Raw genomic sequence first — 26,837 nt, forward strand, 5'->3', positions numbered from 1 at the left:
TCGCATTAAAGACAACACCACCACCTGCAGCGACTTTCCATGCAAAAAACGTCACCTTCTTATCAAAAAACCACATCTTGGCGTCGGTTTAGGATAAATTTTAATCAAGTTATTTTTACTCACCAATTGAATACAACTTATTTTCGAAAACAAAGATCAAAAACACAATCAAACTATTGAGTATTTTTACCATAAAACGGATCAAAACGTCATCGTAATTGCTTTGGTCGTTACGTAATTACGAAGCGCCTCAACCCCTTTTTCACGACCTATACCTGATGATCTATTGCCACCAAAAGGAACCTCTATGCCCCCGGCCCAATAATCGTTTACTGTTACCTGCCCGGAATCGATTGACTTGGACAGTTTAAGAGCCTGAGAAATGTTTTGAGTATAAACGCCTGCAGCAAGCGCAAAATCTGTGCAGTTAGCTGCTTTTATAGCCTCATCCACACCATCAACAATCTGAACCGTCAACACAGGACCAAAGATCTCTTCTTGAACCAACTCGTCATCCATTGGGACATCGTCCATAATTGTTGGCGCATAAAACCAGCCGTTTTCAGTTTCTTTTGTCTTTATGCGTTCTCCACCGCAAACAACTTTTATGCCCCGTGCTTTGGCGCGTTTTACAAAACCATCTATTTTCTCTAATTGCTCTAAAGAATTAATGGCCCCATAGTTTGGATTGGTCAGCGCATGCCCTGCCTTTAACTGTGAAGTTTTCTCAACAATTCTATCAACCAATTCGCGATGAATTGTTCTTTCTACGACCAACCTAGAACCAGCAGAACAGATTTGCCCGGCATTGTAAAAAATCCCCCAGAGAACTCCCTCGGCAGTTTTCTCCAAATCACAATCTGCCAATGCTATGATTGGTGATTTCCCGCCGAGTTCCAGTGTCACACTGTTTATATTCTTGGCAGCGGCCTCCATTACCAATGTTCCAGTACCGACAGAACCAGTAAAGGTAATATGCTGAACGTTTGGATGGTTGACCAGCGGGCTACCTGCTTCTGTCCCGGTTCCGGTTATTACGTTATAAACCCCACCGGGAAGGCCAGCTTCAGCAAAAACATCAGCCAACATTAAAGCAGTTAAAGGCGTTTGTTCAGCAGGTTTCACAACGGCGGTACAACCTGCTGCCAAAGCTGGGGCTACTCCCCTTATTGTTGTCGCAAGGGGATAGTTCCATGGAATAATATGCGCCGTGACGCCAACAGGCTCGACAGATGAGAAAGAAAAAACACCATCGCCCAAGGGGAATGTATCACCCTGGATTTTATCGGCACAGCCAGCATAATAACGCAATGCCCCGACAGAACTTGCGACATCACCTTTCGCTTCACCTAATGGTTTACCTGAATCAAGAGCTTCGACAACAGCAAAATAATCGGCTTTTTGCTCCAGTATTTCAGCAGCATTGGAAAGTATCAGACCACGTTTACCTGGCTTCATATCACGCCAAACATTGAGAAAAGCATCTCTCGCCGCTTGAACAGCTTTGTCTATATCCTCGGCTTGCCCGGCACTCACAGACGCAAATATCTTCCCGTTCCCCGGATCTTTACTCTTAATTGTTTCTGTCGTCGAGGCAGATATCCACTCACCATCAATAAACAATTTATTTGGCAGGCCCTGTAATGTACCTGTTTGAAAATACTCACTGATCAGTGCGTCTGTCGTTTTAGTCATAATCACACCTAAAGGTCTTATAGTATCTATCGTCATATGTTTCTATTTAGCTTCTTACGTTTTCTATTTTGAGGTTTCATTAAAAACGAGAAGCATTGTAACTAACCTGATAATCAGCATTGGCAAGCCACTGGGGATCAACTTCAATTCCCCACCCTGGTTTATCTGAAAGTATGAGATCGCCATCCACAATTTCGTATCCAGGCTTAAACAAACCTGCTTGCCATGGATAGTAATCCAGTCCCTCAATTGAAAATTCCAGATATTTACCCGGATTGTTAATTGCCGCCATAAAGTGCGCAGAAAACAGGGTCACGAGGGACAAATTTGCGCAATGTAACGTACAGGGAATTCCAGCCTCTTCGGCCAGTTTCGCAACGTCGAGACTGCGTGTAATGCCGCCCATATAACAAATGTCTGGTTGCACTATATCAACAACTCTGTTTTGAATTATCTGGTTCCAGACAACCATGTTATTGTCTTGCTCTCCACCTGACACATCAAGATCAAGGGCCTCTGTTACCTGTTTGGTCCAGTCCAGTTCCCAATAAGGACAGGGTTCTTCAAAATGACTAATGCCGTAATCCTGTAAGAGATGTCCGACTTCAATGGCTTTCTGCGGTGTATAAGAGCTATTTGCATCAACCAAGAGAGTGACATCATCACCCAGGGTTTCCCTCACCCTTTTCACAATATCTTCCGTTCTACCCGGCCACTGATCAACATCGTGACCACATTCGCGCCCTACCCTGAATTTGAATGACTTGTACCCAAATTTCTCCTTAAGGGCGACAAACCTTTCTGCTTCTTCTTCCGGGGTAATATCGCGCTGCATACTCGATGCATAAACAGGAAATTTACTTCGTGTACTTCCCAACAAGCTTGCTACGCTTTTCCCTGCTCTTTTACCGTGGATATCCCACAGAGCCGTATCTACACCGCAAAGCGCGCGATAGAGGTAACTTCCCGGAAACTTTTGTTCACGCTCCAACACAGTTTGCGTCAAAGCCTTAAGATCCGAGGCGTCTTGTCCAAGTGTGTGTGGCGCAATATGTCTGTGTACTATTTGAGACGTGATATCTGCATTATAGGTTGAGACCTGCCCCCAACCTTCATCTCCTTCGACGGTTCGTACCCGAACAAAGCCGACATATTCATTGGTAAAGGTTTCAATACTCGCTATTTTCACGCCGATCTCACTCGATAAAAATTAATTGCGTACTATTGTCCGAGCTTGAAGATAAAAGCAAACGAAGTATTATTCACCTAAGACATCATTTTATTTGAAGCTGATAATTGTATTCACATGGCCTATCAACTCCCGCCTCTTAACTGGTTACGCGCATTCGAAGCCGCCGCCCGTTATAATAACTTAACTACCGCCGCCAAAGAACTTAACCTCACCCCGGCTGCGGTTAGCCACCAGGTAAGATCGCTTGAAAAAGAGCTGGATTTCCTGTTATTCGAGAGACTTGCCCGCAGTTTGAAATTAACCGACAAAGGAAGAGCCTACCTGCCAGCAGTGCGGCGCGCATTTGAAGATATATCAGTATCAACGACTGGGCTTTTCGGTACAAAAGGCAAACAGACCATCAATATTCTTTGTACTGTTGCCTTTTCTGTTTCCTGGCTGACACCTAGGTTAAGGGATTTCCTCACGAAATATCCTGATATCAATATCAGATTGCATACCGCAATCTGGACAGAATCTCTCGACCACAACAATATTGATATCGACATTCGAAGTGGACATGGAAACTGGCCTGGATTTCATAGTCAAAAAATACACACAGAGCCTTCTGTTCTGGTGGCCACACCGGAAAATGTCAGGTTTATTAAACAATCAATTGAGACAGGTGATAAATCACTTATCAGTCACCTGAGCTGTGTCCGAATTATGGGGTGTGAAGGTCGTTGGCAAAAAATATTTGACACCCATCTTAAGGGCGCAGATCTAGAGGTAAATATTACAGTAGATACCTCACTCAATTCTGTACAACTGGCGTCTTCGGGTGCCTGTGTATCCCTTGTCCTCAAGGCTCACGCCCAACCAGATCTGGACAGCGGAAAATTAGTGAGAGTTGTCGAACAGGATTTTGATTATGATGATTCTCATTACCTGTTAACACCAATAAAAGAGGAGAAGTCAAAACCTGAAAGTTTGCTGTTTAAGAATTGGTTATTGGATCAAGTTCAGATAGAGCAGTAAATAAATTAATAGAGAGCACTATGAAAGAAGCAGCAAGCTCCCGACTATAAATGCTACATAACTGAAAATACCAAATATAAGCGATAGCCACATTGTAATACCAATCTGCTTATTGTCATATTCAATACATTTATTCAACTCAGTTATATTCTTTGTATTCTCTTTTTTATTTTCATCATTCCCATAATAAGAATCAGCCAATTCCCATGAAACCCTTATTCCTTCATTACGATAAACTGCGGACATTTTTAAAAAATTCCAGTAAGTAACAACGCAACAAAGAGCAATACAAATAAGTCCTAGAACAAACCACATTGCAGAACATTTTGCAGCTTCTAATGTTGTTAGTTTTGCTGTAACAGTAGGCAAAGCAACTAAAGCTCCACCGTTTAAAATAAAGGCCCATTTAACTGCTATTTGTGCATAGCTTATAGCGTGTCCCAAACCAACTTCGAATGAATGAAATGCAGGGTCTCTGTGAAGTTGTAAATCTTCATTAAATAATTTTCGCCTGTCTAAATCATCAATCACTATTGCCTCCAAAGCAGCATTGTATTTTTATCACTAATAGATTGTTTAATATTATAATCTAAGCACTTGATAATAAGCTATCAAATTAATGCAATTATATATCCTTCAATAAGCACTTAAGCATCATCCAAAACAAGATCAGCCCCTTTTTCGCCGACCATAATGGCGGCTGCATTGGTGTTGCCAGAGGGCACATTCGGAAAGGTTGACGCATCGATCACACGAAGAGCGTCGATACCGTGAACCCTCAGTTTATGATCAACGACAAATTTTTCTGGATCAGGCCCCATTCGACAGGTTCCTGAAGGATGAAAACAGGTCCAGGCATAACCCCGAATATCGGCGATTAACTCTTCATCTGTTTTACAGTCTTTTCCGGGGCGAAATTCCTCAATAATAATATCTTTAAAGGCTTTTGTTTCTGCCATTTTTCTCAAATATTTCACACCTTCCAATATCTCCGCGACATCTTCGTCTGTAGAAAGGTAATTAGGCTTTATCATCGGTGGCTCAAACGGGTCAGTTGATTTAATTTTAATTTCGCCCCGGGATGTTGGACGGCAGTTTGTTAAACCCAACTGAAAAGCAGAAAAAGGATCTGGATTGAGCATTGGTCGCGTTCCCGCAGGTGCGCGCGTATAACTGACGGGCGAGAAATACAGTTGTATATTCGGCTGTTCCAGATCCGGCCGGGTTTTAATAAAGCCTCCACCCTGATTGATGCTCAAACTAAGAGGACCACGGCGGAACAGGACATATTTCAGTCCCGCAACCAGCTTGCCCCACCAAGAGTGTAATTCATCATTCAGGCTCGGAACTGTGCAGGAATAAAGATAGTCCATTCCAATATGATCTTGCAGATTTTGTCCAACTGCCGGGCTATTTATAACAATGGGTATATTGTGTTCATCAAGCAGAGCTTTAGGCCCTACTCCCGATAGCTGTAACAATTGAGGGCTATTAATGGAGCCTCCGCTGAGAATAACTTCTTTTTTAGCCGTAACAGTCGAGGTTTTCCCTTTGCGAACATACTGAACACCGATAGCTTTTTTACCATCGAAAAGCACTTTTGAAACGTGGGTATGAGTTGTGAGCTTAAGCTTTTTGCGCTTTAAGGCTGGATGCAAAAAGGCCTTGGCCGCGGACTCTCGAAAACCATTACGGGTTGTCGTCTGGTAAAGCCCGATGCCCTCCTGTTCTGCACCATTAAAATTTTCATTATAGGCAAGACCAAGTTCTTGCCCTGCTCGAATAAAGTTTTGACATAAAGGGTGTAAATCTTCTGAAACATCAGAAACATGCATCGGTCCATCTGTTCCCCGATAGCCATCATCCCCCAGTTGGTTAACTTCCGACTTCTTGAAATAGGGCAGAACATCCTGATAGCTCCATCCCGGGTTTCCAAGTGCAGCCCAATCATCGTAGTCCTTTTTATGTCCACGGATATAAACCATGGCATTAATAGAACTGGACCCCCCAAGAACCTTTCCGCGTGGCCAATAGCTCTGCCTGTTTGCTGTACCTTCATCTGCTTCGGTCAGATACATCCAGTTCACAGCTTTTTGGTAGTACGTCTTGCCATATCCAATTGGGACCTGAACCCAAAAGCGTTTATCGCTTCCCCCGGCCTCGAGAAGTAAAACAGAATATTTACCGCTTTCACTCAGACGATTTGCCAAGACACAGCCCGCAGAGCCTGCACCAACAATGATATAGTCAAAAGACTGTTTCTGCTTCCCCATGGTCCAAAACCTGAAAAATTACGTACCAAAATGAATTTCTTTTTCATTTATGTGCAAAATCCCAAGCATTTCAAACAAAATTTCGCCTCATTAAACCAAGGCATCATTTCATTTGTCATTAGAGGCGTGATGATTTGTTTTAAAACACCTATGCAATTGATTTAATTCTATTACTGTCCCTTCCAGACAGGTGATCTTTTTTCAACAAAAGCACGTGATCCTTCTTTAGAGTCTTCGCTACGAAGCATCTTTTCATAATAGTGCCACTTCCCGGAACGCATATCCCTATAACAGGCTTCATCATCAAGATCGGATGTTTTTTGCAGGACTTCTTTCACAGCCATAACAGACAAAGGCGCCGCTTCTAAAATTTGATCTGCGAATGCTCTCGCGGCTACTAAAAGATCTTCGCTAGCCACTACCTTATTGACCAGCCCCCATCGTGCGGCCTCGTTTGCATCCATACGTCGTCCGGTCAAAAGTAATTCCATGGCAATTGCCCGGGGCAATCTTTTGGGAAGACGGAAAGATGCGGCATCAGCAATCAACCCTACTTTGGCTTCTGGCAGGAAAAATTGTGCATGATCAGCGGCAATAATAAAATCAGCAGCGAGAGCAAGCTCAAAGCCACCGCCGACAGCCATTCCATTTACGGCGGCAATAATTGGTTTATAACAATCATGAAGTTCTGTTATTCCTGCAAATCCTCCGGGACCATAGTCAGTATCAGGGGCCTCGCCCTCGCTACTGGCAACCAAATCCCACCCGGCAGAAAAAAACTTTTCACCGCCACCTGTTAGAATCGCAACCCGAAGGTCAGGATCATCCCGAAAATCGCAAAAAATCTTTCCCATAATCTTACTGGTATCAGCATCAATCGCATTTGCTTTTGGGCGATCCAGTGTGACTTCCAGAACAGCCCCGCGTCTCTCAACTTTTACAACATCTGACATCAATTTTTTCTTTCCTCTGAAGCCATGCGGACCATCGCATCTGCTATAACAACGCCTTTTCCTTTTGGAAGTACCATAACCGGGTTTAAATCCATTTCGGCAAGTTTCTTTTCATTATGAAGTGCAAAATCAGCCACAGATAAAATCGCATCAATCAGCGCATCAATATCACCAGCCAGTTGCCCTCGATAACCTTCCAATAATTTATAGAGCTTGAGTTTTTTTAAAGCGCTGTGGATATCATCACGGGAAACTGGCAACAGTAATGGTATTGAATCCTGCAACAACTCCACCCAAACACCACCAGAACCGACCACAAGTGAAAGCCCGAACTGAGGATCTCTTGTCACCCCAATGATAGCTTCGGCAACAACATCTGTGATCATACTTTCGACAAGAATTTTGTCAGATAAATGAGCCATTCTTTCTGCAGCACATGTTACCTCTTCTACGCTTTGCAAATTCAAAGCAACACCGCCAGCCTCTGTCTTGTGTGCAAGGTCAGTACTCACAGCCTTAACAACAACTGGAAATCCAATTTTTTCTGCTACAAAGCCCGCTTCTGAAATAGAGACTGTTTCACTTTTAGGTACAGTAAGCCCATGTTCTTTTAGAATTGATTTTGCCTGAGCTTCATCAAGTAAAACGATTTCATCTTCGACCAAAGAAAATTTCTCGACACTAGAAGATACATTGTTATTCGCAAGCTCCTTCCATCTGGCATCTATCCATGCCGCGGATGAGATTGCTTTTAACCCATCTTCGACGCCTTGTAGTGGCACCACCCCGTTTCTGATTAAAGTGGATCGTGCTTTTTCTGGAAGATTTTCTGGAAGCGTGGCAAGAACAGCCGCTTGATAACCTGAATTTTTCTGTGCCGAAATCATCGCATCCAAGGCAATATCCCACTCATACGCTTCGCTCAAATCGCTTTTTGGATAATCGAGAACCAAAAGACTGATGTCGTATCCACCTTGCATAACACACGTAAAACAGTCGATTTTTTCTTCGATATCTCCCCAGATATAAGTGTGGTAGTCAAAGGGGTTTGATATAGAGACCTTATCCCCAAGCTGTTTTTGCAACTGCGATGCCTGAACATCGGGGATAGGATTGAACTTCAATCCAAGCTGACTGCCAAAATCAGCAATCAAAGCTGCATCACCCCCGGAACAACTAAGAGATGATATATTGTTACCAGAGAGGGGCCCTGCCACATGAAGTAGTTTGAGAGTTTCAATCATCTCACTTAATGTACGAACCCGGGCAATCCCTAGTCGATGGAACAATGCGGTATAAAGCTCATCAGATCCAGCGAGAGTAGAAGTATGGCTCAAAGCAATTTCAGCACCAATATCTGACCCACCTGATTTCAAGGCAATGATTGGTATACCCTTACTTCTGGCTTTATTCACTGCATTACAAAACCCGGGAATATCATCAACACCTTCCATATGAAGGCCTATCGCCGTCACACGATCATCATCACAAAGTGCATCAATATAATCCGGCATAGATAAAACAGCCTGATTTCCGACCGATATCATATAGGCCACAGGCAATGACCTTTCCTGCATCGTCAGACTAATACCTATATTTCCACTTTGGGTTATAATCGCAATGCCTTTGTCAACATGCCGCCCGCCATGGTGATCTGGCCACAGAGCAGCACCATCCAGATAATTTAAAATACCGTAACAATTTGGACCAACCAGAGCCAAATCACCAACGCTGTTCATGAGATTTTGATGATATTCATGTCCGTCAGAGGTCTCTGAAAAGCCAGAAGCATAACAAATGACGCCACCTGCCCCCATCGTCTCCAGGTCTTTAATCACGGATATAGCTGGCTCCCGAGGTATCGCGACAAAAGCTGCATCAGGTGCGAGTGGCAGATCTTTGACAGATGCAACACACTTTATACCCTCAATCTCACTTCTTCGTGCATTAACGGCCCAAATTTCACCCTGAAAACCCGTTTTACGACTTTGTCGAATGACTTCAGCAGCCTCATCACCACCAATAACAGCTATGTTTTTAGGGCAAAGCAGACGTTTGATGTTTGTCGTTTTGGACATTACAGAACTCCCCAGATCAATCACGTGGTCAATTACGCGCCCAGAGGTCGAAGTAAACCTCGCGAAATGATATGGCGTTGGATTTCGCTGGTTCCGTCCCAAATTCGTTCAACACGGGCATCCCGCCAAAATCGTTCGATTGGAAGTTCTGTCATTAAGCCCATCCCACCAAAGATCTGAAGACTTTCATCCGTTACTTTGGCCAACATTTCTGTTGCATGAACTTTTGCCATGGCAATGTCCTGATCCGCGGGAAGATCTTTGTCCAGTTTCCAGGCTGCCCCCATGGTCAGATATTCAGCAGCCTGAATATCTGTCGCCATATCAGCTAATTTGAAAGAGACACCTTGAAACTTTCCAATAGCTTGCCCAAACTGTTTACGTTCTGCAGCCCAGTTAACAGCCAAATCAAAACAACGCTGTGCCCGCCCGACAGACATGGCTGCCACAGTCAACCTTGTGGCCCCTAACCATGTGTTAGCTTCGTCAAATCCCTTCCCCTCTTCTCCAAGTATTTGAGTTGCTGGAATACGGCAATTATCAAAATTGAGAATGGAATTATTGTACCCTCGATGCGATACACATCTATATCCTTCTCGAATTTCAAACCCGGGTGTTCCTTGATCCACGAGGAAACAGGTAATCTGTTTTTTCTTGCCCCTTGGGGTCTCTTCTTCCCCCGTTGCAATAAAAACAATGGCAAAGTCAGCTTCATCAGCGTGTGTAATAAAATGCTTGGTACCATTCAGTATCCAATCATCCCCATCTTTGACTGCTGATGCTTTCATGGACCTTACATCTGATCCTGCATCAGGTTCAGTCATGGCGATACAGTCAATCTTTTCCCCACGGATCGCAGGCATAAGATATTTTTCAATCTGCTCACCTTTACACCCGCAAAGAATATTCGAAGGACGTCCAAAGATAACACTCAGCGCCTGAGAGGCACGCCCTAACTCTCTCTCGAGCAGGGACATAGTGACATAGTCCAGTCCACCACCTCCGAACTCTTCCGGAATGTTTGCAGCATAAAACCCTAAATCCAGAACTTTTTGACGTATTTCCTTGGTTAATTCAGGGGGAACATACCCCAATTCCTCGACTGTATCCTCATGAGGGTAGAGCTCCTTTTCAACAAAGTCCCGAACGGTATCAACAACCATTTTCTGTTCTTGCGAAGGACCAAAATCCATATCACTTCTCCCGAAACCTTAACCAACCCTGGTTACTATTTTTTGTTTTTAAATCAGGGTATCAACAGGTGTTTCCATGTTGAAAATCAATACTGATTACCAACGCAGATTAAATATCATTACCTCCCGGTGTCATGACGACACAGGTATCTGGCACTTGTTTACCGGTCTGTTTTAAGAAAAACCCGGCAGCCATTATATTTATTATTTAGGTGGCGGCACCATCATTTGCCTACTCAAGCGTTCTGGCGCTGGCAGTTTTTTATGCGCATCCAGTATTCTACCTAAAATATTCTGTATCTCAGGTTTCGCCGGGCAGGCCTTCCCGGCCTTCATATCAACATGCAGGACCATTTGCTCGGCTGTGGCCAGCAAACTGTTATCTTTTGAGTTATACATTCGATGGTAAAAATGAAGGCGCTTGTCATCCAAGCCAAGTAACTGCGTTGTTACTCGTAAGGGTTCATGTACCGAAACTTCCAGAATATTGTTAATGTGGGTTTCGACCGTGTAATAGGAATTTCCATTGGCATGGTATTCTGCATTTACGCCGACATAGCGAAACAGTGCATCAGAAGCATCACCGAAAACTTGCAAATACCGAGATTCTGTCATGTGATTATTATAATCAACCCACTCAGGATGAACTTTATCACCATGAAGATCCAGCGGTTGGCTCAAATCATCCCCATCTGCCCACTCAGTTGAGCCAGAGGTTTCTTCATATTGTCGTTCATCATCTTCCTTGAGGACTTTTCCTGAAGCATAGTTAAAGTTGCGCAGGGACTGCATGATAGAAACAAGACAGTTGTCACGCAGTTGCTCAAGATCGCGGATAGAATAACCATCTGCTTGTTCTTGTGTGCCCTCTACCATGCGATCGATAAGCTGATCTGTAAGTTCCGGTGCTTTAAGCTTTGTCCACGGCAACTCAAGTGCTGGTCCGAACTGTTCCAGCATATGACGCATCCCCTGCTCCCCACCTGCAAGATGAAATGTAAGGCAGGTTCCCATAAAAGCCCACCGCAGCCCTGGTCCATATATAACCGCCTGGTCAATTTCGTCTGTCGTTGCAACACCATCCGCAACCATATGCAAAGCTTCGCGCCATAAAGCTTCCTGAAGGCGGTCAGAAATATAACCTTCAATTTCCTTGCGAACTTTAAGGGGCTTCATGCCGATAGAGCTATAGAACGCCATCGCGTCTTCTATAAATTGCGGCCCGGTTTTTTCGCCGCCCAGAACTTCGACCAATGGCAAGAGGTAAACAGGATTGAAGGGGTGGCCGATGAGAACCCGTTCTGGATGGGCACAGTCTGCCTGAATAATAGACGGGAGCAAACCGGAAGAGCTGGATGCAATAATAACATCCGGTGCGACATGTTTGCTGATTTCGGCAAGAAGATTTCTTTTTAAATCTTCCCGTTCAGGCGCATTTTCCTGAACAAAATCGGCTTTAGAGACTGCCTCAACAAGATTTGTCGTAAAAGTCAGCGTGCCCTTTTCCCTTCGAGGGGCAAGACTAAGCTGGTTCAAAGCTGGTTCAGCATTGGATACAACGTCTCTCATGCCACGTTCAGCGTCGGCTGAGACATCGGTCACGACGACATCAATGCCTCGATGAAGACATCGAGCAGCCCATCCAGCTCCGATTACGCCAGCCCCAACGACAGCAACAGTTTTGATTTCACGTGCCATTTTGTAACGCCCTGTTCTAATTTATCTATTTCGAAATTATTATTTAAGCCTGTTTGACGGCACCAAACTTCTTACGCGCTTCTTCGGCCGTAAGTGTTTTTGCCCCCATCCGTTCTATGATTTCCTTGGCTCTGCTCACTAACTGTCCATTTGTAGCAAGAACGCCTCGTTCCAGATAAAGGTTATCCTCCAGACCAACGCGAACATGACCACCAAAAATGACTGACTGTGCAGCCATCGGCATTTGCGCCGGACCAACCCCGAAAGCCCCCCAATTTGCCCCTTCAGGAAGCATATTGCGCATCGCAAGCATAGTTTCCCCATTTGCTTCAGCTGCAAAGGGAATACCCAGACAAAGCTGAAACAAAGGCGGCGCATCAATCAGACCTTCAGACATTAATTGCTTTGCCATCCAAATATGGCCAAATTCAAAAGCTTCAATTTCGGGCTTCACCCCCATCTTTTGAATGATTGCTGCCATTTCGCGCAACATATCTGGCGTAGAAACATAGGCGTAGTCACTGAAATTCAAAGATCCACAATCAAGTGTGCAAATTTCCGGACGAATGGCATCAATATGCTTGAGGCGATCAACGGGGTTGAGCATATCTGTTCCCGGCCCACCAACGTTCGGATTTGTTGCATCGGGTACAAACTCTCCCCCCATACCAGCAGTAATGTTGATGACAACATCCACGCCTTTTGTCTTCATTTTGTTGCGTAGAAGACCGACTGTTTCCTGATAGAGTTCCAGATCGTTACTGGCTTGACCAGTATCGGGATTTCTAACGTGTAAATGAGCAACTGCCGCACCAGCCAATGCAGCTTCAATAGCAGCATCGGAAATTTCTTCTGGTGTCACCGGAACATTCGTATGGCGTTCTTTTTTAATGCCTGAACCTGTGACAGGACAGGTGATAATAACTTCGCTATTCATAACAATTCCCTCTTTTTGACCAGCCTGTCTATCCCAGTAATGGCCTCTTTATTTTTCTCAGTTTAAGTCGGTTTCCTTTTCTCAATTTACATTTTGCACTAATTATGAAACATTTTGCCTAGCATCATATCTGAAAGATGAGAACGGTCAGATGTATCTATTTGGAAAAGAAGCAGTATCAAAACCTCAAAAAATTGCCTTTTTGCTTGTGCCCGGTTTTTCCATGCTTTGCTTCTCATCAGCACTGGAGCCTTTGCGCGCAGCCAATTTCAAAGTTGGCGAAAAAATATATGAATGGAAGTTATATTCCATTCAGGGCTCAACTGTACGCGCCAGTAACGGGATGGACATTAATGTTGATGCTGAAATTGCGCTGGACGACAACATTCCCGTTTTAATAGTTTGTGCCAGCTATGATGTAGAAGAGAGTAATACAAAACAGCTAGCTGCAATTCTACGACGACTTCGTTCTAAAGGTACCGAATTTGGTGGCATGGATGCGGGTAGTGAAATTCTTGCCAAGGCCGGTCTTCTCGATGGCTACAAAGCAACCGTTCACTGGGAAAACTTTGAGAGCTTTACCGAGACCTATCCTAATATACAGGCTGAATTGGATCTCTATATTGTTGACCGGAACAGATTTACATCAGGCGGCGGTACAACCAGTCTGGACATGATGTTACAGCTCATCAGGGTTCAACACGGTTTAAAGCTATCCACAGATGTTGCTGATATTTTTATTTATCAAAGATTTCGCGAAGGAAACAACCCTCAACGACTGATTTCCAACAACCCACAGATCCGGAACAATAAAGTCCTGACCAAAGCAATTGAGACAATGGAAGCAACCATCGAAACACCGTTGTTAATAACAGAACTTGCAGATCAAATCGGCTCTACGGTCAGAGAGCTTGAGCGACTTTTCAAGAAACACCTAAAGACGTCACCAGCTACGTATTACAGAAATCACAGACTGGATATAGCACAGCGACTATTGAAACAAACAGATCTGTCAATCCTCGACATCGCTATACGCTGTGGCTTTAATTCAGCAACCTCTTTTGCCCGTAGCTATCGCAACCGTTTTGGCCAAGCCCCGAAAACAAGCCGACGTATATTATCTTAATTATTTAGATAATATAATCCACAAAAACCATTGATAATATTTATAAATGTTAAATTAAATTCAATACATTTTCATTGATTTTTACTTTTAAAAACATTTCTCATTTCGTTTAAACTTGCATTAGTTTCATTTGCAACTAATATTGTATATCAAGATACAATGCAGAGAAAATGGTGGCCTATCACCTCTTCTTAAAAACAAATTACAGGATCAGTTTTCAGAACTGCCTAAAACAATGCGAGGCTTAAAATGAAAATAGAACAAATCCATCACGTCGCTTACAGATGTAAAGATGCAAAAGAAACTGTTGAATGGTACGGAAAGTACCTCAACATGGATTTTATTCTCGCAATCGCTGAAAATGAAGTGCCTTCAACCAAGGCCCCTGATCCCTATATGCATATCTTTATGGATGCAGGGAAAGGATCCATTCTGGCCTTTTTCGAAATTCCAAATTCTCCACCGATGGGCAAAGATCCCAACACCCCGGAATGGGTACAGCATTTAGCCTTGTCTATTGCCACAATGGATGAAATGTTGGCCGTAAAAAGCAAACTCGAAGCCGACGGTATTGATGTATTAGGTCCTACAGACCATACGCTTTTTCAATCTATATACTTCTTTGATCCAAGCGGCCACCGCATTGAATTAGCTGTTAACACAGCAACACCGGACATGAGCAAAAAGCTCGACGATGTAAAATGGCAAATGCTTGAAGAATGGTCCAAGACGAAAAAAGCCCCAACGCATGCTGATTGGATGCATAAAAAAGAACTTTCCTCATAAGTTACGGTTAAGAGCCTAATAACTACGGTTAATAAAATGAAACTAGCTACCTATAAAAATGGCACCAGAGATGGTGAGCTTGTTGTTGTCAGTCGTGATCTGAAAAGGTGTGTAAAAGCGACAACAATTGCCCCAACATTGCAATCAGCATTAGACGATTGGAATAATGTTTCCACCTCACTGGAAGAGCTCTATCAATCTCTCAATAATGGTGATCTACCAGATATTCTTGATTTTGAAGAACCTGCATGCTCATCGCCTCTTCCCCGTTCCTACCAGTGGGCAGACGGTTCTGCCTATGTAAATCATGTCGAACTTGTGAGAAAAGCAAGAGGTGCGGAACTACCGGATAGCTTCTGGACTGACCCTTTGATGTACCAAGGGGGCTCGGACAGCTTTATTGGCCCGAGAGACGATATTCCTTTGAGCTCTGAGAGCTGGGGCATTGATTTTGAAGCAGAGATTGCGGTGATTACAGATGATATGCCTATGGGCACCCCTGCTGAAAAAGCTACCGATCACATCAAGCTTTTGATGCTGGTTAACGATGTGTCCCTCCGTGGCTTAATCCCGGCAGAGCTGGCAAAAGGCTTTGGTTTTTTTCAATCAAAACCATCCAGTGCCTTTTCTCCTGTTGCCATAACACCGGATGAGCTGGGGCATGCATGGAAAGACGGTAAGGTTCATTTGCCTCTATTGTCGAAGCTAAACGGTGAACTCTTCGGAAAGCCTGAAGCCGGCGAAGATATGACTTTTAGTTTTCCAATAATTGTCGCACATGCAGCAAAAACGCGCCCATTAGGCGCTGGTACAATTGTCGGCTCAGGAACCGTTTCCAACAAACTGGATGGAGGCCCGGGTAAACATGTGAACGACGGTGGTGTCGGTTATTCCTGTATTGCTGAAGTCCGTATGATTGAAACAATTAACTCTGGCTCCCCTCACACCCCCTTTATGAAGTTTGGTGATACCATCTCGATAGAAATGCTGGATAAAGAAGGTCAATCAATCTTTGGAAAAATTGATCAAAGAATTGTGGAATACTCTATTTCGTAATGAATGAATTATAATGTCGTCATAAAACAGCTCTGAAATCAAACTCAGAGCTGTTCTAATAATGCCATCGCGCAAAAATACGTATCCTTTGGCACCCTTCCCCTGTGCCAAGAAGATCTCACAATCAAAATCCTATCTGTTTTCTCAAATCATATAGTAGGATTTGCCTATCAAATCCTGCTATACTCACAAGCTAAACAGCAAGTGGTCGTATTTACCACATTTTGCTGCGCTGATCGGCATACCCCTGATTTACAGGGAGTATATACAGCGCATGGAATGCAAAATTTTGAAATTTTGTGCTGCAATTGGCTGGTAATTGAACACCAAATTACTTTTTAGGCTCTGGATTATTTCGATTAAGCCTATTTTCTTACGATTGACAACAATCGACAGATCGTGTGCATTCATCACGCCCAGCAGGCCATCACTATTGAGTAACACAGGGAATTTAATATCATGGTATCGATTGATGACCTAAAGGCACAACGCGATGCGTCCTTGGCTGCTACCGCAAACGGTGCTCCAACAAGAACGTCTAACCAGTTCTTTGGCGTAGGCCCAATTACAGATATGACATCTGACGAAGTTGACGGGCGTCGGCTGCGCTTTGAGTTCGATGCATGGCTCGAAGAAAATTATGCAAAAGTCAATGATCGTGGTAATCGCATCGGTAGCTTTACAACAGCTGAAATCGGTCGCAGCATGCACCGTGGCTATCCGGCTGATAAAGTACTGCTAGATATGGCACGTGAAATTCATCGTTACTTTGAATTCCCCAAAAAGAATAAAATGGCTATTGGTCTTGGTGGTGGACACAGCGGCTTTACCGTTTCCATTCTTCACTTGATGAATGCAAACAACGCTGATCAAAAAATCTACGTCGACACACCAAAACCTGAATCTGCCGAAGGAAAAGCAGGTGGCTTCTTCCGCCAATCCTGGGGTTCCCAGATTATGGAAATGCAGCAATTTGCAGAAAATGGTGATATCGAACGCATCCACTATTCAGAAGGTGAAGGCGCAATCCCGACTGCTGCCGAACTATCTGAAAAAGGCATCAAGCTTTTTGTTGGTGTAGGCCACGAAACAACAGGCGCGACCACCTACAAAGAAAGCGAAATCAAAGAACTTCTCAAGTGGATTGATAGTAACCCATCTGAGCATCATGCAATCATCGACAGCACATCTATGCTCGGTGCTATGCCATGGGCTGAAGAAGTCGTTCTAGAAGTTCTCGACAAATGCTGTATGTTCATGCCTTTCCAGAAGGCTATCGGTGGGATCTCTGGTTACTTCATCGCTTCTTACACACCAGAAGCACTGGCTCTTATGAATGAGAACCAGAAAGACCCAGCTTGGGCGATCCCTCGCCAATTGAAAATTGCGGTTCCAACTGACCCTAAAGAGCCAATGAGCTCTGAAAAGACATGGGAACTAGGTCCTGTTTACGATCCTGCTGAGCACAAAATGCTCGGTGGTATCATCAACACTTTCTCTACATTGGCTTTTGCTGAGACAACTTTTGGTCTGCTTCGTGCAGAGAAGTCCCTCGGCTCTGTTCGCGATCTGAACAAGCGTTCTATCAAGAACCGTGAAACTGCGAACGAGTGGATTTCGAAAAACCCAACTCTGGAACTTGGTGTAACCGACGCTGACAACCGCGGTGCGGCTGTTACCCTTCTGAAAGTAACTGAGGGTGCTAACACTGATCCAGCTATCCACGCTGAAATCATCTCAAAATCTAAACAGCTTCTTGGTTACGAAGGCCTGACACACCCGAACGGTGAGCATGAAGAAGGCCTGGACGTTGCCCGTTACGTCAACGCTTTCCCTGGAACACCAGGTGATTACCGTGCATGGATCGGTGGTCTGCGTCCTGTTGAAGACGTGGTTGCTCTTCTCGAAAACCTTGAATACGCCTATCACCGCGCCAAGATCGTTGTTCTTGAAGAACTTCTTGCTAAAGAAGGTGTTACCTTCGAAACTTCTGCCTCTGGCAACAGTAGAGTTCGTCAGGACGATGCGAACAAAGCCTACAAGGTTTTGGTTGCAGACCTTATCGGCCTGAAGTTCGACGCAAATGGCAACCCGGATCACTCTGAAGTACGCGATTACGTAGAAGCCAAAGGTGGTGTATTCCACGAAGGTCCATTTGCTGACGAAGCAAATCTGGAAGCAGGTAAAATCCACTTCTCTTATCAGCCAAACCTCAGCACTGAAGAAGAACTTCTGCCAATTACAAAAGACGGTCAATTTGATGCGACTATTGCAGCAGCAACCTTCCTTCCTAAAGGCTCTGTCTTTAAGTCTGGTGGCGTTCGCATTGGTGCTGGTACAGGCAACATGGGTTCTGATTCATGGGGTGGAGGTAATGGTGATGGTGGTGAAGCCGCACTCATGAACACACCAAGCTTCAACAGCCGTGCAACAGCACAAATGGCGATGAAAGCCCTGCTCAAAGTAACCCCGGATCTGCCCGTCGAAGAAATGCACAAACTTGTCTGTGCTGGTGATTTTGATACCGGTAAAGACCTGTGCAAATTCCCGACAGAAAAACTTGAAGGCAAACGCCTTGCAGTTATTGGTTATGGTAACATTGGCCGCGAAGTTGCTAACCTTGGTAAAGCCTTTGGCATGGAAGTGTCAATCTATGCCCGCGCACGCCATAAAGCCTGGATTGAATCAGAAGGTTTTACTTACGCTGAGACACCCGAAGAAGCCGCAAAAGGTTCTGATGTAATCAGCCCTCATACTGGTCTCGGTGCCTTTAATGCAGAAACTGGTAAGTTTGCCAATGACAGCCTAGTCAACGAAACTGTTCTCAATGCATTGAATGACGGCGCTATCGTTGTGAACTATGACCGTGGTGAAGTCATCAACATCGATGCACTGGATGCTGCGCTGACAAGCGGTAAAGTAGCCTACGCCGCTATTGATGCGGATCTCTTCAAGAACGCAGAAAGTGGTGAGCTTAGCGGCCCAATGGTTCCATACCTGAGCCTGGTTGATCGTCACGCAGACAAACTTGAACTTCTGCCGCATGCTGCAGCAGATACAGAGCATGTTTCCCGTGTTCAGGGTGCAAAGCAGGCTGTCGATCAGATCTTCGATGCGATCCAGTTCAAGTCTATCATGAACCTGAAAGGTGATCTGCCCGCTGGATACACTGATGCAGGCGCAACAACAGTTAACGGCGTCGGTAAAGTTACACCAAACGCGCTGTCTTCTGTTGCGGCTGAAGACGAAACAGCAGCAGAACTTCGTAAACTAACCGAAGATATAGCTGCCATCTGGGGCGCTCTGTCTGTCACGAAAGACGCAGAACGTCGTCAAGAACTGATTGATCGTTATGGTGCTCAACTAACCCTGCAATCCAACAAGTACATTACACTTGTTGAAAAGCTCGGCCTGAAAGGCCCTTACGGATAATTTAACTACGAGTAATTACAAAAAAGTGATTACTAAAAAAGGGTGTTGTCTGGTTTAGACAACACCCTTTTTGTTTTACAAAAGAGAATTCACTCTTATCGCTTTTACCCCGAATTCAATTCATGGCGTTTGGTATAAAAAGCTGTTCACCAGATAATTGATACCCTGCTATAGCATCTTGCCCTTCCGAAGATAAAATCCAGTTCACAAAAATCTCGGCAGATTTTGCTTTTATGTGCGGAAACTTCTCAGGGTTAACAACAATAACACCGTATTGATTGAAAAGGCGCTTGTCTCCCTCAAACAATATTTCCATGTTCTGTTTGTTTTTGTAGCTGATCCAAGTCGCACGGTCGCTAAGTGTATAGCCCTGCATCGCCACAACTGTATTCAAGGTTGCCCCCATGCCGGATCCAGTTTCACGATACCATTCACCCGAAGCTGACTTGGGGGTGCTCCCATTGGCCTCCCAAAGCTCTAACTCTCTTTTATTGGTACCGCTATCATCGCCACGCGAGAGAAAAATCGCTTGCTTGGTTTTAATTTTATTTAATGCCTCAACGACTGTTGCTGTTTCTTTGACTTGCGCGGGATCACTATCCGGCCCTACAAGAACAAAATCATTGTACATCACATCAAAACGCTTCACACCATAACCATCAGAAACAAATTTCTCTTCAGAAGTTTTATGGTGCACCATTAGAACATCAGCATCCCCATTACGCGCGAGCTTAAGTGCAGCTCCTGTCCCAACGGCAACAACGTGTACCTCAACACCTGTCTGTTTTTTAACGAGCGGCAAGAGGTAATCAAACAAACCTGAATTTTGTGTTGATGTTGTAGATGCCAGTGTAATTTCACTTGTTGTTTCATCCGCATATGAGCCTGAAACATATCCGCCCACAACCAATACTGTTGCGAAACCAAGTGTACGAACAATGGATCGATTAATCATTTAAATATTTTGCTCCTAAATTTGTACATCATCTTTGTCAGGGCGGCGTTTCCACCAAATAAGCTGACCGTCTAAAAAGGCCTGTGCCAAATCGTTTTGTGGACCCGCAAAGAATTCATCGGCAGAAGACATTTCCTTGATACGTCCTCTGAACATGAAAAGAACATCCGTCGCCAAACGCTTTGCCTGCCCGAGGTCATGACAGGTCATAATAACCGTCGTTCCCTCTGCTGAAATTTCGTGAATAAGCTCTTCAATGGAATGAGTTGCAGGTGGATCCAAACTGGCCGTTGGTTCATCCATAAAAAGAACCTGTGGCTTAAGCACCCACGCCCGCGCAATTGCCAAACGTTGTTGCTCACCCAAGGAAAGAACCGTTGCGAGTTTGTTCGCAACCCTTGTTAATCCCGTACGTTGAATAACAGCGTTAATCATATCAGGACGCAGAGCTTTATCGACACCGCGAACAGAAAGTGCATAGTCAATATTTGCATAGGCCGAGCGCCGTAACATAACGGGTTGCTGGGTAACCATCGCCTGATGGTGTTTGGGATTAATATCTTTACCTGCTGACCACACAACTTTGCCAGATTTTGGTTTCAGTAAACCATGACACAATCGAAGCAGAAGTGTTTTTCCTGCGCCGTTAGGCCCCAAGAGAAGATATCTTTTTCCATTGCTGAACTCGCAGTTAATATTTTTGACGAGATGCTTTCCACCTGCCTCGTAACCAAGGTTTTCAACTTTTAAAGGCAAAATTGAAGGGTGTTTTGTCATTACTGATGCCGCCTCTTTACAGTTTCAGTAATGCTATAAGCAAAGAGGTTGATGCCAAGGGCTACCGTCAATAGCACTAAACCAAGGGCAAGGGCCATAACCAGATCTCCTTTTCTTGCCTCTAGTGCAATCGCCGTTGTCATAACACGGGTCAGGTGATCAATATTGCCCCCGACAATCATAACGGCCCCGACCTCGGAAATAGCGCGCCCAAACCCGGCTAATGCAGCCGTTGTCAGTGAGAATCTTGCATCCCAAACCAAGGCAGTTACTTTGCGATACCAAGGCACATCAAGTGATCTCAGGAGTTCGTCATATTCAAGATGAAGCTCTTCAAGAACCTGTCGCGTAATTGCCGTTACAATGGGTACAACCAGAATAACCTGGGCAATAATCATGGCTGTCGGTGTAAACAATAATCCAAATACCCCAAAGGGTCCGCTACGCGATAACAGCAGATAGACAAAAAGTCCAACGACGACGGGCGGCAAACCCATAAAAACATTAATTACAATAACCAAGATACGCCGACCCGGAAATTTCGTCAGCGCAAGAACAGCCCCCAATGGCAATGCAATAAGTAGGGCAATCCCCACTGCTGACAAACTCAATCGCAAGGACAAGAAGACGATTTCAAGCAACTTGTCATCAAAAGTAACAACAAGCGATATGGCTTTGAAAAATGCCTGCCAAAGATCGTTCATAAAATTCCAAAATATAACTGAAACGGGACGCACATAGAGTTTTACGCCATAAAACTGTTATGGCAAAATATTCAGGCACACTACGTAGTTACCTTTGCTTTGTATGTATTTATATTTGAAAATCTAGATTTGAAAAACGGATTAAACTTTATAGGCTTGTAAAAATATCTGATTAAAGCGATATCAAAATAATAATATCCTCAACCTATTAAAGGCCAAACACTCTTGCCTTCTGATCTTATCATTGAAACCCAAACAGCCATTGCTTCCTTTTCCTTAGATGGCGGCTGTATTGCGTCATATGCTATCAAGAAAGATGGCACTGCCTATCATATTCTGCGCCCCTATCAACAAGAAAGTTCAGTTTCTTTTTCACCACTGAGTGCAGCTTCCTTTCCTCTAATTCCTTATTCGAACCGGATTAAACACGGAAAATTCACCTTTGATGATCAGTCTTATCAACTAGCATTGAACTTTGCAGATCACCCCCATTCCATCCACGGAACTTCATGGCAAAAGCTTTGGCAGATTAAAGAGCAAAGTGAATCTCAAATCATTCTAGAACTAAATTACATCTCCAGAGGTAAGACATCCGGGGATTGGCCATTTAATTTTAAAGCCGTCCAAACTTTCAATTTGACTGGAAACGATTTAACCCAACAGATCTCTGTCACCAACACAGGTAACGATCAAATGCCCCTTGGTCTTGGGATGCATCCATATTTTCCCAAACGCAAAAATACCCGTTTAAAGGCCAACGCACCAAAAGTTTGGACGACAGATCAAACCTGCCTTCCTCAAGAACTGGTGGAATGTCCTGGACACTGGGACTTGAATACAAACCTTTTGGTCGAAAATCTAGAATGCGATAATCAGTTTGAGCCATGGGATGGCAAAGCACAAATCCATTGGCCTGAAGACAAGATTACAGTTGATTTAAGTGCCAGCTCAAACCTAAACCGTTTAATCGTATACGCACCCAAAAATGAAAACTTCTTTTGCGTCGAACCAACATCACACATAACAAATGCTTTGAATTCATCCTCAAAAGGCATGTCTTTGCAGGACACAGGTATTCATGTTCTAGCACCACAAAAAGCAATTGAGGGCTGGATGAAGTTCAAAGTCAATGCAGAATTCTAGACTATTTCAACGATAATAAACGGCTAAAGTTCAAGAACAATATCAGCAGGTAAGGAATTGTTGTTCACAAAATTGGCATTGGGGATATCATTGGACACTGCACGCTTTGTTGCCGCATCTTTGGTAAAACCATGATCCAGCCATCGTTTGACTAAACGTTTTTCTAGTGTTTCCATTGGCACTTTTAGAAAAACACTCAAACTCACAAAATTACTGACTTTATGCCATGGATCATCCTTTAGCTGAAGGTAATTACCTTCAAGTAAAATCAGATTATGAGTTTTGAGAATATTTTTGGCGTGTGGAATTGGGCAATCCTGTTTTCTATCAAACACTGGAATAGCAAGCTCGGCACTTTTCTCGCATGTCTGATGCAAATCATAGATAAAGCTTTCAACATCAAAGGTTTCTGGCGCTCCTTTTCTAGATAGTAACCCCTTGCGTTCAAGGATCAAATTATCAAGATGATATCCATCCATTGGCATTACGACAGCTTCATCACGACCAATCTGAGTATTGAGTAAGTCACAGAGGGCTTCGCTTATAGTAGATTTGCCTGATCCGGGTGGCCCCGCAATAGAAATAATAAGACGTTGATCCGATCTATCCAAAGAAAGAATATAAGTCGCGAGTTCATCAACGTTACGCATTATGGTACTCAAGCGACGATCTCTTTTGGTGGTTCTTTTGCTCCTGTCATAAAAGCAACAGCATCAGACATTGAATATTCTTTCGGGTTAATTACACATAATCGACGGCCAAGACGATGTATGTGAATTCTATCCGCGATTTCAAATACATGTGGCATATTATGAGAAATCAGAACAATGGGAATGTCACGTGATTTTACATCCTTAATCAATTCCAGAACGCGACGAGATTCTTTAACACCCAATGCAGCGGTTGGCTCATCCATTATAATAACTTTAGATCCAAAAGCTGCGGCACGTGCGACGGCAATCCCCTGCCGTTGACCACCGGATAAAGTCTCAACCGCTTGAGAGATATCCTGAATAGTCATAAGGCCAAGTTCGCTCAATTTCTCGCGCGCTATCCTGTTCATTTCTCGCCGATCAAGCTTTCGAAAAAGCGATCCCATGATTCCCTGTTGTCGAATTTCACGGCCTAGGAACAGATTATCAGCAATGGAAAGTGCCGGAGACAGAGCTAAATTTTGATAAACGGTTTCAATTCCTGCTTCACGCGCTGCCATAGGGGATAGAAAACGTACAGGCTCTCCATCCAAGTTAATTTGCCCTTCATCCAATTGAACTGCACCGGACATAGCTTTGATCAGAGACGATTTGCCTGCCCCGTTATCACCAATGACGGCAAGAATTTCACCGGGATATAGATCAAAATCGGCATGATCCAATGCTGTAACCCGACCATATCGCTTTACGAGGCCTTTTGCAGAAAGTATCGGTTTCATATTTTCTGTCATGACGATAATTTCCTGATCCATTGATCAATAGCGACCGCAATTATAATCAACCAGCCAATGGCGAAGACTTGCCAGAGCACATCCACACCTGAAAGGCGTAATCCGGATTGAAAAACACCAACAATCAACGCCCCGATCAAAGGTCCTATAATTGAACCTCGCCCGCCAAAGAGCGAAACCCCACCAATCACAACAGCGGTAATCGACTGCAGGTTACCTTCGAAAAAACTCTGTGGTGAAACAGACCCAACCCTGCCAATGGAGGCCCAGGCACCAACAGCACAAATCAGGCCTGCAACCATGTAAACGGATACGAGTGTCTTGTCCGTACGAATACCAGCCAACTCAGCAGCTTCTTTGTCATCTCCAACAGCATAGACATGGCGCCCCCAAGCCGTTCTGTTCAAGCAATACCAGAGCACACCAAAAACAACCATCATCAGGATTGTACCGTAGGTTAATTGAGCACCAAAAAATACGATACGCTCACCAAACCATTTTAATACGGGTGCAGTACTATCAATATCCTGCCCGCGAATTGATTGTGCGCCAGAGTACCAAAGATTCAGGGCATAAAAGATATTCCATGTTCCCAAGGTAACAATAAAAGGTGGGAGTTTTAAGAGTGTGATTAACTTTCCGTTGAGGTAACCGCAAAAAGTACCGACAGCCAAACCAAGCGGAATAGCCAAGTATACAGGAATACCATAAACAACGGCAAAACGCCCCATAACAACCGATGTCAGAACCATTATTGCCGCTACAGACAGATCAATGCCTGCGGTTAAGATAATCAAGCTCTGACCCGCAGCAAGAATACCAATAATAGATACCTGCTGCATAATAAGAGACAGGTTAAAAGGGTGAAAAAACTTGGTTCCTGCAATTAAACCAAAGACAACAATACTCAGCGCCAAAACGATGACAGGCACCATCGTCGGATTGCGATGAAAAAAATGTTGAATATGATTAAGAAATGACCTGTCTTGTTCCTCGAAAGAGGCCGGAGCATCTTTGGTATCAGGTAGAGCGTGTTCGTAATTTTTTGTCATGAAGGCAAAGTTATCGCATTCGTAATGGATTGTTAATCGGGGCCCTTACCGGTAACAGCACAAACCGTTAGCAGAAGTCGTTATCAAGTAACCTAGACGATAATGCCCTTAGAAAATGAAAAAGAACAGGACCGGTAACCAAACCAGCCCTGTACTTCGCAGGAAAACTAGCCCCAACACTTTTCAAGGCCAGCTTTGGAATCAATACTTTCAACACCTTTAACAGGCTCGTCTGTAATTAGCTGTACGCCAGTATCGTAAAAATCCAGGCCGGGTGTGTTTTCCGGTTTTTTACCAGTGTCCGCCCAAGCTTTGATAGCTTCAATACCTTTTGACGCCATTAACAACGGAAATTGCATTGATGTTGCACCAATAACGCCTTCTTTGACGTTCTGAACACCGGGACAGCCCCCATCAACAGAAACAATCAACACATCCTTTTCACGACCAACAGCCTTTAACGCTTCATACGCGCCTGCTGCGGACGGTTCGTTGATTGTATAAACCAGATTGATCTCTGGATCTTTCTGCAGAAGGTTTTCCATGGCTTTACGCCCGCCCTCTTCATTACCTTGCGTAATATCATTGCCAACAATACGAGGATCATCTTCATCCCCGATATCTTTCGGATCCTTAACATCCACGCCAAAACCTGTCAGAAAACCTTGATCACGCAAATAATCAACAGAAACTTCCGATACATTGAGATCCAACAGAGCAATTTTTGCATTTGCAGCATCGCTGCCCATTTTAGCTTTAGCCCATTCTCCGATCAAAACACCCGCTTTGAAATTATCAGTCGCAAATGTTGCATCTGCGGTATCAGCTGGCTCAAAAGGTGTATCCAAAGCAATAACAAGTAACCCGTTATCACGCGCCTGTTTAACAGCAGGTGTTAGAGCAACTGAATCAGAAGGCGTGATTAAAATACCTTTAGCGCCCGATGCAATACAGGTTTCAATCGCCGCAACCTGTGTTTCAACATCGCCATCAATCTTTCCGGCAAAGGTCTGCAGATCAATACCGTTTTTTTCTGCGCCGGAAAGTGCCCCTTCTTTCATTTTAACAAAAAAGGGATTTGTATCTGTCTTGGTAATCAAACAGGCACTTACATTATCAGCCAGTGTTGGTGACATACTCATTGCCCCTATGGCAACAGCCCCCATAAGACCGTACTTCAAAGAATTGAATTTCATGACAATTCTTCCTCCCAGTAGTGATTGAATTATTAATTTTATAGACATACTGTTGGCTTTTTTTGTTCAGCCTTAAGTAATTCCAACACCATATCAGTTCGACTGTCAATAAATAAATCACTCTTATTTA

22 protein-coding genes are annotated in these 26,837 nt (G+C 44.0%); 6 read left to right on the plus strand and 16 right to left on the minus strand.

Translation table 11 applies throughout. The features are described 5' to 3' along the window. Positions 1-201: 201 nt before the first annotated feature. Positions 202-1,695 carry an aldehyde dehydrogenase family protein gene (locus D9A03_RS01580; RefSeq protein WP_120495483.1) on the minus strand — a complete coding sequence of 498 codons (1,494 nt, stop codon included), beginning with the start codon at positions 1,693-1,695 and terminating at the stop codon, positions 202-204. 79 nt (positions 1,696-1,774) lie between these two features. Beyond that, positions 1,775-2,884 carry a mandelate racemase/muconate lactonizing enzyme family protein gene (locus D9A03_RS01585; protein WP_120495484.1) on the minus strand — a complete coding sequence of 370 codons (1,110 nt, stop codon included), beginning with the start codon at positions 2,882-2,884 and terminating at the stop codon, positions 1,775-1,777. 117 nt (positions 2,885-3,001) lie between these two features. Here D9A03_RS01585 and D9A03_RS01590 point away from each other — a divergent pair, with 117 nt between their 5' ends. Beyond that, the gene (locus tag D9A03_RS01590; RefSeq protein WP_120495485.1) at positions 3,002-3,904 is read left to right on the plus strand and encodes a LysR substrate-binding domain-containing protein; all 903 of its coding nucleotides are present in this window, start codon (positions 3,002-3,004) and stop codon (positions 3,902-3,904) included. A gap of 18 nt (positions 3,905-3,922) precedes the next feature. Here D9A03_RS01590 and D9A03_RS01595 read toward each other — a convergent pair whose 3' ends face one another. From D9A03_RS01595 to D9A03_RS01625, 7 genes are all read right to left on the minus strand, one after another. Then, a complete protein-coding gene (locus D9A03_RS01595; protein ID WP_120495486.1) occupies positions 3,923-4,435 on the minus strand; it encodes a hypothetical protein in 513 nt (170 codons plus the stop codon). A gap of 116 nt (positions 4,436-4,551) precedes the next feature. Further along, positions 4,552-6,177, minus strand: coding sequence for a GMC family oxidoreductase (locus D9A03_RS01600; protein WP_120495487.1), 1,626 nt, complete (start codon positions 6,175-6,177; stop codon positions 4,552-4,554). 170 nt (positions 6,178-6,347) lie between these two features. Continuing rightward, on the minus strand, positions 6,348-7,130 hold the full coding sequence (locus D9A03_RS01605; protein ID WP_120495488.1) for a carnitinyl-CoA dehydratase: 783 nt from the start codon (positions 7,128-7,130) through the stop codon (positions 6,348-6,350). Beyond that, entirely contained in the window at positions 7,130-9,208 is a 2,079-nt protein-coding gene (locus tag D9A03_RS01610) for an acetate--CoA ligase family protein (protein WP_120495489.1), read from the minus strand. Before D9A03_RS01610 ends, D9A03_RS01605 begins: the two co-directional genes overlap by 1 nt. A 32-nt stretch (positions 9,209-9,240) precedes the next feature. Next, positions 9,241-10,401 (minus strand): acyl-CoA dehydrogenase family protein, encoded by a 1,161-nt coding sequence (locus D9A03_RS01615; RefSeq protein WP_120495490.1) that lies wholly within the window; start codon positions 10,399-10,401, stop codon positions 9,241-9,243. Positions 10,402-10,605: 204 nt separating this feature from the next. Next, positions 10,606-12,099 (minus strand): carnitine 3-dehydrogenase, encoded by a 1,494-nt coding sequence (locus D9A03_RS01620; protein WP_120495491.1) that lies wholly within the window; start codon positions 12,097-12,099, stop codon positions 10,606-10,608. Positions 12,100-12,142: 43 nt separating this feature from the next. Continuing rightward, a complete protein-coding gene (locus D9A03_RS01625) occupies positions 12,143-13,036 on the minus strand; it encodes a 3-keto-5-aminohexanoate cleavage protein (RefSeq protein ID WP_120495492.1) in 894 nt (297 codons plus the stop codon). Between the two features lie 151 nt (positions 13,037-13,187). On the opposite strand from D9A03_RS01625, the gene D9A03_RS01630 reads away from it, so the two are divergent. The 4 genes from D9A03_RS01630 to D9A03_RS01645 all read left to right on the plus strand — a co-directional run bounded on the left by D9A03_RS01630 (position 13,188) and on the right by D9A03_RS01645 (position 19,436). Continuing rightward, positions 13,188-14,162, plus strand: coding sequence for a GlxA family transcriptional regulator (locus tag D9A03_RS01630; protein WP_120495493.1), 975 nt, complete (start codon positions 13,188-13,190; stop codon positions 14,160-14,162). A 249-nt stretch (positions 14,163-14,411) separates the two neighbouring features. Then, complete coding sequence (locus tag D9A03_RS01635; protein ID WP_120495494.1) at positions 14,412-14,948, plus strand: VOC family protein; 537 nt, start codon at positions 14,412-14,414, stop codon at positions 14,946-14,948. 36 nt (positions 14,949-14,984) lie between these two features. Further along, positions 14,985-16,004, plus strand: a complete 1,020-nt coding sequence (locus D9A03_RS01640) for a fumarylacetoacetate hydrolase family protein (protein WP_120495495.1) — start codon at positions 14,985-14,987, stop codon at positions 16,002-16,004. A gap of 459 nt (positions 16,005-16,463) precedes the next feature. Continuing rightward, entirely contained in the window at positions 16,464-19,436 is a 2,973-nt protein-coding gene (locus D9A03_RS01645; RefSeq protein ID WP_120495496.1) for an NAD(P)-dependent oxidoreductase, read from the plus strand. Between the two features lie 115 nt (positions 19,437-19,551). Here the strand turns inward: D9A03_RS01645 and D9A03_RS01650 are convergent, their stop codons facing one another. Genes D9A03_RS01650 through D9A03_RS01660 form a run of 3 tightly spaced genes read right to left on the minus strand, consistent with a single transcriptional unit; the run spans position 19,552 to position 21,872 of the window. After that, positions 19,552-20,391, minus strand: a complete 840-nt coding sequence (locus D9A03_RS01650) for a substrate-binding domain-containing protein (RefSeq protein WP_120495497.1) — start codon at positions 20,389-20,391, stop codon at positions 19,552-19,554. Positions 20,392-20,406: 15 nt separating this feature from the next. Next, positions 20,407-21,168 carry an ATP-binding cassette domain-containing protein gene (locus tag D9A03_RS01655; protein ID WP_120495498.1) on the minus strand — a complete coding sequence of 254 codons (762 nt, stop codon included), beginning with the start codon at positions 21,166-21,168 and terminating at the stop codon, positions 20,407-20,409. After that, positions 21,168-21,872, minus strand: coding sequence for an ABC transporter permease (locus tag D9A03_RS01660; protein WP_120495499.1), 705 nt, complete (start codon positions 21,870-21,872; stop codon positions 21,168-21,170). The genes D9A03_RS01655 and D9A03_RS01660 overlap by 1 nt, the downstream gene beginning before the upstream one ends. Before the next feature lie 225 nt (positions 21,873-22,097). On the opposite strand from D9A03_RS01660, the gene D9A03_RS01665 reads away from it, so the two are divergent. Further along, on the plus strand, positions 22,098-23,015 hold the full coding sequence (locus tag D9A03_RS01665) for an aldose 1-epimerase (protein WP_162937917.1): 918 nt from the start codon (positions 22,098-22,100) through the stop codon (positions 23,013-23,015). A 23-nt stretch (positions 23,016-23,038) separates the two neighbouring features. Here D9A03_RS01665 and D9A03_RS01670 read toward each other — a convergent pair whose 3' ends face one another. The 4 genes from D9A03_RS01670 to D9A03_RS01685 form a co-directional block, all read right to left on the minus strand. Continuing rightward, complete coding sequence (locus D9A03_RS01670; protein ID WP_120495501.1) at positions 23,039-23,665, minus strand: AAA family ATPase; 627 nt, start codon at positions 23,663-23,665, stop codon at positions 23,039-23,041. A gap of 8 nt (positions 23,666-23,673) precedes the next feature. After that, positions 23,674-24,459, minus strand: coding sequence for an ATP-binding cassette domain-containing protein (locus D9A03_RS01675; RefSeq protein ID WP_162937918.1), 786 nt, complete (start codon positions 24,457-24,459; stop codon positions 23,674-23,676). After that, entirely contained in the window at positions 24,456-25,511 is a 1,056-nt protein-coding gene (locus tag D9A03_RS01680; RefSeq protein WP_120495502.1) for an ABC transporter permease, read from the minus strand. Before D9A03_RS01680 ends, D9A03_RS01675 begins: the two co-directional genes overlap by 4 nt. A gap of 167 nt (positions 25,512-25,678) precedes the next feature. Beyond that, positions 25,679-26,707, minus strand: coding sequence for a sugar ABC transporter substrate-binding protein (locus tag D9A03_RS01685; RefSeq protein ID WP_120495503.1), 1,029 nt, complete (start codon positions 26,705-26,707; stop codon positions 25,679-25,681). Positions 26,708-26,837 lie beyond the last annotated feature (130 nt).

The sequence above is a fragment of the Kiloniella sp. EL199 genome, from assembly GCF_900313065.1.
Classification (GTDB): Bacteria; Pseudomonadota; Alphaproteobacteria; order Kiloniellales; family Kiloniellaceae; genus Kiloniella.